Origin of the sequence: Nocardia sp. NPDC050718 (genome assembly GCF_040654235.1) — a bacterium.
GTDB lineage: Bacteria > Actinomycetota > Actinomycetes > Mycobacteriales > Mycobacteriaceae > Nocardia.
This window is the reverse complement of sequence record NZ_JBFAHQ010000002.1, coordinates 780,745-792,451: the sequence shown is the minus strand read 5'-3', so window position 1 is coordinate 792,451 and position 11,707 is coordinate 780,745. Positions and strand designations below refer to the sequence as shown.

The window sequence follows — 11,707 nt, the reverse complement described above, 5'->3', positions numbered from 1 at the left end:
GCTGGTAGGGCGAGCGGGGTCATCGGGTCGCCGGACTCTCCGGACGAGCCAGTCCGTAGGCCCGGAACCGGCTGTGGCGCTGGGCCAGCAGGTCGGCGGTCGGCCAGGCGCGCAGCTCGTGCACGGCCTGGCGCACCGCGCGCCGCAGCAGCGCGGCGGCGCCGACGGGGTCGCGGTCGGCCCCGCCCTGCGGCTCGGGAACGACCGCGTCGGCGATGCCGAGTTCCAGCAGCGCGGCCGCCTCGACGCGCAGGGCCGCGGCCGCGCGTGGTGCGGCGGCCGGGTCCTTCCAGAGGATGGCGGCGCAGCCTTCGGGGCTGATCACCGAGTAGACCGCGTTCTCGCACACCAGCACCCGGTCGGCCAGCGCGAGCGCGAGCGCTCCCCCGCTGCCGCCCTCGCCGGTGATCACGGTGACCACCGGAACGGGCAGACCCGCCAGCAGTTTCAGCGACTCGGCGATCGCGACGGCCTGCCCCTGCTCCTCGGCCTCGATGCCGGGATAGGCACCCGCGGTGTCGACCAGCGCGACGACCGGACGGCCGAGCTTGGCGGCCAGCCGCAGCACCCGGGCGGCCTTGCGGTACCCCGCCGGCGTCGGCATGCCGTAGTTGCGTTCGGTCAGTTCGGCGCCGGTGTGGCCCTTCTGGGTCCCGAGCACCACGACCGGCAGGCCGTCGAGCCGGGCCAGGCCCGCGATCATGGCCGGGCAGTCGGCCGACATCCGGTCGCCGTGCAGCTCGACGAAATCGTCGAAGGCCGACGCCAGGTAGTCCAGGGTGGTCGGCCTGCCGAGCTGGCGGGCCGCGCGCACGCAGTCCCAGGAACCGCGCGCGGCGAGCACGGCCGGGTCGGTGATGACGGCATCGTCGTCCCCGGGTTCGGTGCGACGCAGCGGGCGGGTGGTCATCGCGACCAGGCGCGACAGCCGGGCACGCAACGCCGAACGGTGGCAGATCATGTCCACGATGCCGTGCGCGAGCAGGAACTCGGCGGTCTGGAAGCCGGCGGGCAGGGTCTGGCCGATGGTCTGCGCGATCACTCGCGGGCCCGCGAAGCCCAGGCGCGCACCGGGTTCGGCGATGATGATGTCGGTGGAGGTGGCGAAGGAAGCGGCCACGCCGCCGTAGGTCGGGTCGGTGATGATCGAGACGGTCAGCACGCCCGCGTCGTCGAGGCGGCGCAGCGCGCGGCTGGTCTTGGCCATCTGCATGAGCGCGAGAATGCCCTCCTGCATCCGCGCGCCACCGGAGGCGGTGACGATCACCAGCGGCGCGCGGTCGGCCAGCGCCGCCTCGGCGGCGGCGGTGACCGCCTCACCGACCGCGCTGCCGAGACTGCCGCCGAGGAAGCGGAAGTCCATGACCGCCAGCACGATCGGCGTCCCGTCGACGGTGCCGCGCACACAGCGGATCGCCTCGGGCAGACCGGTCGCCCGGCGCGCCTGCTCGGCCCGTTCCGGGTAGGGCTTGGTGTCGACGAAGCCGAGCGGGTCGGTGACGGTCGCCGCGGTGGCGATCGGCCGGGCCGAATCGTCGTCCAGGAGCAGGTCGATGCGCTGATCGGCGGTGAGCATGCCGTGGTCGTCGCATTCGGGGCAGACCCGCTCGGCGCGGTCGTAGCGTTTGACGTAGATCACCGCCTGGCACGCCGGGCACAGCATCCAGGCGGTGCCGGTGGTGGCGGTTCCGGTCTCGACGATGGTCATCGGTCCTCCAGCGGGCGTGGGACGTAGCGGGCACTGGCCGCGGGCAGCCGGACCCCCGCGGTCCGCAGCTGGGCGACACGGGTCAGGTAGGCGGCGCCGTACATGAGCTGGCCCGCGATATCGGCGACGGCGCGGTTCTCCGGCGCGGCCAGGTAGGTGCCCGCCGCCCAGGTGTTGAAGGCGCCCATCGCGGGTCCGCACCAGATCTGGTAGTCGGCGACCCGGTCGGCCTCGCCGCGGATGCTCCAGCCCGAGGACAGGCCGAGGTACCAGCGGAACACCAGCGCCATCTTCGCCTTCGGGTCCTGTTCGGCGCCGGCGAGCTGGGCAGGGTCGCGTTCGGTGAAGTACCGCACGCACTCCTGCCACACCTCGTCGAGCGGCCTGCGGAACAACGTGGACTCGAGCTCGGCGCGCAGTGTCGCGGGCAGGGCGTCGAGACCGTCGTAGGCGCGGTAGGTGTCGTAGAGCCGCTGGGCGCGCGCGGCGAACAGGGTGCCGCGCCGCAGCACCTGGACCTGCACGCCGAGCTCGAACATGTCCGAGGACGGCGACATGGCGCAGTCGGCGAATTCGGCCCGCGCCAGCAGGGTCTTGGTGGCGCCGCACTGCGCCGCCTCGACCGCCGACTGATTGACCGAGCCGGTCACCACGTAGGCCGCGCCGAGCCCGAAGGCCGCCGCGACGGCGTCGGGGGTGCCGATGCCGCCCGCGGCGCCGATGCGCACCCGGTCGGCGCCGACGACGGTGGCGGCCAAGCGATCCCGGGCCGCGATCAGTTCGGGCAGCAGGACCGTGAGCGGCCTGCGGTCGGTGTGGCCGCCGGAATCGGCCTCGGCGGTGATGTCGTCGGCCATCGGCACCCGCTCGGCCAGGCGGGCCTGTTCGGCGGTGATCCGGCCCGCCGCGACGAGCTCGCGCAGCAGCCGGGCGGGCGCGGGTCGCAGGAACAGCTCGGCCACCTCGACCCGGGACACCTTGGCGATCACCCGGTGCCCGATCACGATGCCGCCCTGCCGGTCGACCGCGAGCCCGGCGGCGCGGTAGCGCACCACCTCGGCGGTGAGATCCATGAAGGCCGAGGCCTCCACGCAGCGCACGCCGTGGCGCAGGCAGGCGTCGATGATGGCGCGTTCCAGCGCGGGTTCGCTGGGACTGTGGATGAGGTTGCAGGCGAACGGTGCTCCGCCCAGGTCCCCGGCCAGCTCGCCCAGCGCCGCGTCGACCGCGGCGGGCGGAACACCCGCCGCGCCGTACGCGGCCAGGTAGCCGTTGCGCGCCATGGCCTTCACCAGGGCGGGCGAGGCGATGCCGTTGGCCATCGCGCCCGCGGCGTAGGCCGCGCGGACACCGTGGGCCGCGCGGAACGCGCTGTCGCCGAGGCGTTCCGGCGGCAGCGGGGCAACGGCGGCGAGCACCTGGGCCCCGGCCGCCACGGCCTGGTCGGCGGTGGCGCCGACCCGGCCGTCGGCGCGGACGATCCAGACGGGGGCGTCCAGATCGAGCAGCAGCGCGGTGATCTCCTCGGCGGTGCTCGCCACCGCGGCGGTGCGCATCGTGGTCATCACGCTCCCCGATCGACGAGTTCGACGGCCAGATCGGTGACTTCGTAGATCCGCAGGCCCGGCTTCCACAGCGAGCCCTCGACCACCGCGGTCACTCCGTGCGGACCGCGGCGCAGCTCCTTGATGTGCGCTTCGAGTTCGACGGTGCCGTCGGTGGGCAGGAACTGGCCGCGGTAGCGCCAGCTGAACGCGATGTCGGCCGGGATGCGGAACACCGGGTCGGTCATGCCCGCGGTGTGGCCCGCGTCGACGAGCCATTCCTGGACGGCGTGGATCACCGACTCCACCCCGAGCGAGCCGGGGATGACCGGGTCGAGGTGGAAGTGGCGGGCGAAGAACCAGTCGTCGGGGTTGATGGCGCGCAGCGAATGCAGGTACCCCGCACCGTGTTTGCCGCCGCCGTCGACGACCTCGACGCGGTCGATCAGGGTCAGGGCGCGGCGCGAGCACAGCGGCGCGGACGGGTCGGCGCGGCGGGCGGCCACATCGATCGTGCGGACCTGGGCCCCCGGGTTCTCGGCCAGCCAGGACGGGGCGGGACGGCCGGCGTCCAGGCCGGTCTGGTTGGCCAGGGCCTCGTCGCTGAAGTAGCCGAACATGGTCTCGCCGGCGTAGAACGGCTCGCCGTCGACGCTGAGCGTGTAATCGAAGGTCTGCAGCGAGGATCCGGGCAGGATCGTCGTCGACAGCATCCGCGAGGACTGCTCGATCGTGCGGTCGCGCAGGTCGACCTGGCGCAGCACGGTGGCCGTGCCGCCGAGATTGCGCAGGCTCAGGGTCACGCCCGGCTGGGTCAGGGTGGGCCCGGCGTAGTAGCCCATGAGCAGCGCGGCCTGGAGCGAGGTCTCCATGTAGACGAAGTGCGGCATGGAGTCGTTGGCCGTGTCGGCGTAGTACCAGGAGTCGGCGGGCGAGTCGTACTCGGTGGTGTAGGACGCGGCGTCGAGAGTGCCACGGGCACCGTCGAAATCGCGGACCCGGTCGACCAGGAGCAGGCCGCCGGTGGGCAGGCGGGTCGCGCGGACGCCGGTGTACTCCGCGAACTCCAGGCCCATCGCGATCGCCTGGTCGCCGCGGGCCAGGTGGGTCATGTGGAACTCGTTGAGCAGCAAGCCCGGGACCGCCTGTCCGGGGCCGACGCCCGCGCCCGCGGGCTCGGCCACGGTGACCCGCACGGCCACGCTCGGTTCGCCGCCGGCGAAGCTCGCGGTGGCGGCGACGTGCGGGCGGGGTACGAGATCCAGACCGGTGACGACCAGTTCCACCGTGCCCCGGGTCGCACCGGACACGGCCGGGGTCGCCCCGGTCAGCGTGCTGCCCGACAGGCCCAGGTGCATGCCGGTGAACAGGGCGAACACCTCGGCCGCCTGGCGCGCTGCCGCGCCGGGCGCACCCTCGTAGCGGGCGACGACCCGTCCGTCGCCGGTCCCGCCGTAGAGCTCGATCGACTCGATCTCGGTGAGTACCAAGGGTTCTCCGGCGGCCAGTCGTACGGCCTGCACGACGCCGTCGCGCTGGTGGCCGGGCCCGAAGACCTCGGCGACCGCACCCTGCGCCAGCAATTCCAGTGCCGCGCGGTCGAGCTGGGTCCGCCCAGTGCGCGCCAACGGCTTGAACGCGCCCTCCCTGGCGACAATCCCCGCGACAGCCGAGGTCATCGGCAGGTGGTCGCCGGTTCCGGCCTGCCCGTTGCCCGGGAACCGAGCCGACTCGGCCGCCGAGCCGCGGCTGCCGGTCAGTGCCGCCCCATCGCCAGCCGGGTGAGCCGCGTCCGGTGCGCCGAACGTGGCTCGGCTGGTGTGGGAGGTCGCGGTGCCGCTGGTGAGGGCGAGCTGCCGATCACCGGCCGCGGTGTCGGCGGCCGTCCCCGTGGCGCGCTCCCACAGTGCCCGCTGGAGCGCGACCTGCGCGCCGAGCGCCGCTCGGTGGGCGGCGACGAGGCCGGTGCGCAGCTCGCCGATCGGGCCGAGGCCCGAATCGGTGACCGGCGCAGCGGAGTACCGCACGATCTCGGAGGTGGGCGCGGGCGGCGCTGCCTGCGCGGTGGGCGTCGGGGCCTGCGGGACCGGGCGGGCGTCTACCGTGCCGACCGGGTCGAAGGCGATGCCGTCGAAATCGAGGACTGTCATCGGGTCCACTCCCTCACCGAGGTCTGGAACTTCTCCGTCAGATCGGGCGTCGTGAGGACGGTGACGTCCGAGAACCGCTGCAGCACTGTGCCGTCGGTGGCCAGCGCGGTCGCGTCGATGCGGGCTTCGAGCCGCCCGGCGCGCGGGTTGTCGACCACCAGGACGAACGGTTCGGTGGTCGGCAGCGGGTGGTGATAGTCGATCCGGCCGACACCCAGCGGCAGGCAGGCCGCGCCGAGCAGTCGGTGGCCGAGCACCGGCGGGCCCTGCAGGATCAGGTCGGCGGCGACCGGATCGTGCAGGCGGCCCGCGTAGGCGCCGTCGGCGACGGGGCCGGTGGGCAGGAAGCACTCCAGCACGATCGCGGTGTCGCTCTCGGACCGGAGGGCGCGCAGGCCCTGCAACGCCGGTGCGTGGAACTGGACGGCGTCGGTGTAGATCCGCTGGGCATCGGTGCCGGGACCGGCCACAATCGCCTGGTTGCCCGCCGCCTCAGGTGCCGCCGCGAGCAGCAGGGTCGCCCGGAAGTGGGCGGCCTTGTCGCCGAAGACGGTGGCGCGCACCGCGGTACGGCCGTCGACATCGGCGACCGGTTCGAGCTCGAGTTCCAGCGCGGTGACCGGATGATCGAATACCAGGCCCTTGAGCACCTGGTAGTCGCGGACCCCGATGACCGTGCGGCCCGGCCTGGTCCGCTCCGCGAGATTGATCATCGCGCCGAGCCCGAAGGTCGCCGGCAGCACGATGTGCTCCCCGATCCGGTGCGCGGCGATCACTGGTTCGTCGACCAGCCCGGTGACGTCGCGACGGGCTCGCACCGCCGCCGCCGGGCGTTCGCCCGTCGACAGCGCGGTGGCCGCGCCGACCAGCAGGACCGGTTCGGGCCTGCGCGCGGTGGTGAACTGCGTGGTGAACGCGGCGGCGCCGGCGGCGGGGGCCAGCAGCGGGATCCCGCGCGCGCGGAAGTACTCGCGCAGGTCGTCGGTCACCATGCCGCCGTCCCAGGCGCCCCAGTCCAGCGCGGTGACGCGATGGCCGGGATGCCTGCGCCGCCAGCTCACCGCGAAGCGGCACAGCGCCTCGTTCGCGGCGGCGTAGTCGGCCTGCCCGGTATTGCCGAACAGCCCCGCCACCGAGGTGAACAGCACCAGGTCCCTCGGCTCGCCCACCGCGGCCAGCACGGCGGCGAGGCCACCGAGCTTGGGGCGCAGCACGCGGCCGATCGAGTCCGCCGTCTTGTCCGGGATCAGGGAGTCGGCCAGCACGCCCGCTCCGTGCACGACACCGGTGACGGTGTCGCGCCACGGTTCGATCGCCGCGGCCAGCGCGGTCGCGTCGGTGGCGTCGACCGCGAGGTACTCGGCCCGGTCGCCGAGGGTGGCCAGGGTCGCGCGGATCTCGCGGATCGCGCGGATCTCCCCGCACGCCCGGTCGATGTCCTTCGGCGTGACCCCGGTCCCGGCCAGCGCGCGCACCGCGGCGGGCTTGAGATCGCCGTCGGCGATCCCCGTGGCCCAGGCCGGCTCGTCGGTGAGCTGGGTCCGGCCGAGCAGGACGAACCGCGCGGCGCTGTGCTCGGCGAGGGCGAGCACGCAGGTGGCGGTGACGCCCCTGGCCCCGCCGGTGACCAGCAGGACGTCGTCGGCGGTCAGCACCGACGGCGCGAACTCCGCCGCGGCGCTGACGATCTCGGTGGTGGCGGCGGCCCGGTGCCCGCTCGGCACCGGGGTGCGTCGGCGGCCGGAGCCGTCGACGCCCACCTCGACGGTGTCGATCGCCGCGTCGCACAGTTCCTCGAGCACGATCTGCGCCACCCGTCCCGGCGTCGCCGCGGGGGCGATGTCGAGCGCCCGGCAGAACAGGCCGGGTTCCTCGGCGGCCAGGGTCTTCACCAGACCGCCGAGGCCGCCGAGCAGCGCGGGCACCGGCTCGGCGTCACCGAGCAGACCCAAGTGCCCGTCGAGCCGGGTGACGGTGACATAGCCCGCCCTGGCCGTCGCCCCGCGCAGCGCGGGCAGCACCCGGCCGCTGACCAGGATCGCCTCGGTCAGGATGCGTTCGGCCTGCGCCCATTCCGAGGCCACGCCTGCCACGACCACGCACACGTCCGCCGGTCCGGTCACGGCGTCGGCCGCGCCGACCCGCTGGACGGTCCAGCTGCGTTCGCGCAGTGCCTCTTCGATCGCCTCGCCGTCGGTTTCGGCGGAGTCGTCCAGGCAGACCACCAGTGCGCGACCCGCCGGGCGATACGGGTCGACCGCGAGATCGACCGGCGCCAGCTCGACGAGTTCGACGACGTGCCGCGGCGTTTCGGCCGCGGCCTCAGCTTTTGGGTGGACATCACCCCCGGCCAGCTCGGCCACGATCTGATCCAGTGAACGGAGGGTGCCGAGTTGCTCGGGGCCGAGGCTGGGCAGGTTCGGAAACCGTTCCTGCAGTGCGCCGATCACCTGGACCCGCTTGATCGAGTCCACGCCCAGATCCGCTTCCAGGTCCATGGTCGGATCGACCATCTCGACCGGGTAGCCGGTTTTGTCGGCGACGACTTCCCGCAGCGCCTGCCGCAGGGTGTCGGCGGTGGCGGCACCGGCGGCCGGGGCGCCGGCGGGCGCAGCGGTGGCGGGCACAGCGGGAGCGCTGTCCGCGGTGGGGGCACTGTCCGCGGTGGCGAGCAGGTCCGCGATCTGATCCAGCGTGCGCAGGGTGCCCAGCTGCTCGGGGCCGAGGCTGGGTAGCGACGGGAAGCGCTCCTGCAGCGCGCCGATGACCTGCACGCGCTTGATCGAGTCGACGCCGAGGTCGGCCTCGAGATCCATGGTGGGGTCGACCATCTCGACCGGGTAGCCGGTCTTGTCGGCCACGACCTCGCGCAGCGCGGCGCGCACGGCGTCACCGGTGATCGCATCGGCGGGCGCGGCGGCGGGCTGGGCGACGACCGCGGCGGGCTGGGCGACGACCTGCGGCGCGGCAGCCGGAACCGGCTGGGCAGCACCACCATTCGTCGCCGGAGCGGCCGGGGCGGCGTGCCCGTTGGTCGGCGCGGGAGCCGGCGCCGCGATCGCGGGCACGGCGGGCGCGGCGGTGATCGCCCGCGGGGCAGGACGGGTGGCGGCCACGGTGCGGGTACCGGAGACCGGCGCGCCGCCCTCGAGCTCGGCCAGCTGCGCGAGCACGTCACTGGCCCGCGAGTGGCTTTCGCTGATGGCGATGCCGTGGTCCTTCACCGCCTCGATGGCGCGCAGGGTGTTCTCGTCGAGCGGGCCGTTGCTCAGCGCGCCCGCGAGGCCGCGGGCCAGGTCGAGCTGCCCGTCCAGGTACTGCCGGTGCGTGTCGAGGTGCTGCACCAGGGCGGTGTCGAGCGAGTCGGCCGTCCGGTACTCGGACGGGCCGGGGGCGGGGATGGTCACGAGCTGTTCCTCCACGATCGGTGGCACCACAGGCTGGTGCGGGGATGCGGGCACCTCGAGGTGCACGCGGTAGCCGTCGGACAGGGCCGCGGCGTAGGCCTCGCGACGGCTGTCGGGCACGTATTCGGGGGCCGACAGGGTGACGGTCATGCGATTGCCCGCGGCGGCGGGCCGCTGGTCCTCGGTCGCGGCGTAGCGGTTGATGCCGGTGATCTCGACGCCGAGGACGGCCAGGCGCACCGCGGCGCGCTTGAGGGCGACGTCACCGTTGCCGATGGGGCCGGTGTCGGTGGCGAAGGCGATCACGTCGTCGCCGAGGGTGCGGCGCACCAGCGAGGTGAGCACCTGCTTGGGGCCGCATTCGACGAAGACGGTGCAGCCGTCGGCGCGCATGGCACGCAGCGCGTCGACGAACTCGACCGGCTGGCTGAGCTGGGCGGTGAGCGTCGCCCGGTTGGCGGCCACGTCGGCGCCGTAGGACGCGCCCGCGGTGTCGGCGTAGACCGGAGCGTCGGGCTCGGTGATGTCGACCTCGGCCACGGCGGCACCGAATTCGGTGACCGCGTGCGCGACGTAGGGCGTGTGGAACGCGGCGGCCACCGGCAGATCGCGGGTCGCCCAGCCCTTCTCGGCGCTACGCGCGGTGAAGGCGGCGATCCCCGCAGGCCCACCGCCGACCACGATCTGGTCGGGGGCGTTGTGGTTGCAGATCCAGACGTCGTCGAGATCGGCGAGCACCGCGGCGACGTCCTCGCGCGGTGCGTTGACGGCCACCATGGTGCCGGCCTCGGCATCGTCGGCGACGGTCATCGCCTCGCCCCTGGCCCGGGCCAGGGCGAAGAAGTCCTCGGTGCTCAGCGCGCCCGAGGCCCACAGCGCGGTCAGTTCGCCGAAGCTGTGGCCGAGGTAACCGTGCGCCCGCAGACCGAACTCGGTCAGCACGCGGAACTGGCCCGCGGCGAGCGCACCGATCGCGGGCTGCGCGAATTCGGTACGGCGCAGGGCGGTTTCCTGGTCGGCGCGCGCCTGCTCGGTGAACGCGGGCGGCGGGAAGACCACCGCGCCGACGCGCCGCGCGGCACCGGCGAAGGCGGCGTTGGCGGCGTCGAAGGCCGCGCCGACGGGCGGGTTGTTGAGCGCGGTGTCCAGGCCCATGTCCACGTACTGGCTGCCCTGGCCGGCGAACAGCACGCCGACCTTCGGTGCGGGCAGCGCGGCGGCACGGAAGTAGACGCCCTCGGGGTGATCCCAGTGCGCCGCTTCGGGATTGCGCACCATCTCGTCGACGGCCAGCGCGCGCAGATCGGCGGCGGTGTCGGCGTCGACGGAGACGAAACCGATCCGGGCGTGGCCGGCGGGGATGTCGCCGCCGTCGGTGCCGGGGGTACTGCGCACCACGTCGATCAGGCCGGCCACGTCCGGCGCGTGCCACAGGTGGGCCCGCGGCACGCGGTGCAGCACCGGGCCGCGCTCACCGTCGGCCTCCTCGAGCACGAGGTGGAAGTTGGTGCCGCCGAAGCCCATCGCCGAGGCGGCCGCCCGGCGCACCGGACGCTGCGGGTCACGCACCCACGGCCGGGTCCTGGTGTTGACGTAGAACGGGGTCGCCGTCGCGTCGACCTCGCTGTTGGGCGCGTCGACATTGATCGTCGAGGGCAGGACCTTCTGGTGCAGGGCGAGGGCGAGTTTCATCACGCCCGCGGTGCCCGCGGCGCCCTTGGTGTGCCCGATCTGCGACTTCACGCTGCCCAGCGCGGCGAACCCGGTCTCCGAACTGGCATCGGCGAGCAGGCCTTTGAGCGCGGTCAGCTCGGTCTTGTCGCCGACCGCGGTGCCGGTGGCGTGCGCCTCGATCAGCTCCACGTCGGCGGGCGAGCACTCGGCGTCGGTGTAGGCGCGCTCCAGCGCCACCCGCTGACCGGCGGCGACCGGGGCGTAGATGCTCTTGGCCCGGCCGTCGCTGGAGGAACCCAGACCGCGGATCACCGCGTAGATCCGGTTGCCGTCGCGGCGCGCGTCGGCGAGCCTGCGCAGCGCCAGCATGGTGATGCCCTCACCCAGCAGGGTGCCGTCGGCCTCGGCGGAGAACGGGCTGATCCGGCCGCTCGGCGACAGCGCGCCGACCTTGCTGAAGCACAGGTAGATGAAGATCGAGTTCTCGGTGTCGACGCCACCGGTGATCATCATGTCGGCGCGGCCGTCCTGCAGCTCGGCGATCGCGGTGCGGATGGCGGCCAGCGAGGCCGCGCACGCCGCGTCGACGGTGCAGTTGATGCCACCCAGGCCGAGCCGGTTGGCCACCCGGCCCGCCACCACATTGGCGAGCAGGCCGGGGAAGGAGTTCTCCTCCCACGGTGCGAAGGCGGCCACGAAACGGCGCGAGATCTCCGAGACGTCGCTGTCGGACAGGCCGACCGACCGGGCCGCCTCCTCGAGCACGGGGGTGGACAGGCGCGCGGCCAGCGGATGCATCAGCGGCACCGGGCCGGTGGTGCCCAGCACCACGCCGGTGCGCGCCGGGTCGTACCACTGCGAGCCGGTCGCGCCCGCGTCGACGAGCAGATCCCGCGCCACTCCCAGGCTCAGGGTCTGCATGGTGCTGGTGACCTCGAGCTGGTTCGGCGGCATGCCGAACTCCAGCGGGTCGAACTCCACGTCGGGCAGGAACGCGCCGCGGCGCGAATAGGTCTTGTCCGGCACCGTGCGGTCGGCGTCGTAGTAGTCGTCCAGGCTCCAGCGCGACGCGGGCACCTCGGAGGTGCAGTCGACGCCGTCGATGATGTTCTGCCAGTACTCGCGGTGGGTATGTGCCTTGGGCAGCAGACCCGACATCCCGACGATGGCGATCGGGTCGCGGGCCAGACGTCGTTCGTCCGTCACGTAATTTCCTCTCGAAAA

The 11,707-nt window shown here is 73.6% G+C and carries 4 protein-coding genes; all 4 read right to left on the bottom strand.

Going from position 1 to position 11,707, the window contains the following annotated elements:
* Positions 1–19 precede the first annotated feature (19 nt).
* The 4 genes from accD to AB0H54_RS13105 are packed head-to-tail and all read right to left on the bottom strand — an operon-like array spanning position 20 to position 11,689.
* Positions 20–1,708, bottom strand: coding sequence for an acetyl-CoA carboxylase, carboxyltransferase subunit beta (accD, locus tag AB0H54_RS13120; protein WP_357345296.1), 1,689 nt, complete (start codon positions 1,706–1,708; stop codon positions 20–22).
* Positions 1,705–3,273 (bottom strand): PfaD family polyunsaturated fatty acid/polyketide biosynthesis protein, encoded by a 1,569-nt coding sequence (locus AB0H54_RS13115; protein WP_357345294.1) that lies wholly within the window; start codon positions 3,271–3,273, stop codon positions 1,705–1,707. The genes accD and AB0H54_RS13115 overlap by 4 nt, the downstream gene beginning before the upstream one ends.
* The gene (locus tag AB0H54_RS13110) at positions 3,273–5,402 is read right to left on the bottom strand and encodes a beta-ketoacyl synthase (RefSeq protein WP_357345292.1); all 2,130 of its coding nucleotides are present in this window, start codon (positions 5,400–5,402) and stop codon (positions 3,273–3,275) included. Before AB0H54_RS13110 ends, AB0H54_RS13115 begins: the two co-directional genes overlap by 1 nt.
* On the bottom strand, positions 5,399–11,689 hold the full coding sequence (locus tag AB0H54_RS13105) for a beta-ketoacyl synthase N-terminal-like domain-containing protein (RefSeq protein WP_357345290.1): 6,291 nt from the start codon (positions 11,687–11,689) through the stop codon (positions 5,399–5,401). Before AB0H54_RS13105 ends, AB0H54_RS13110 begins: the two co-directional genes overlap by 4 nt.
* Positions 11,690–11,707 lie beyond the last annotated feature (18 nt).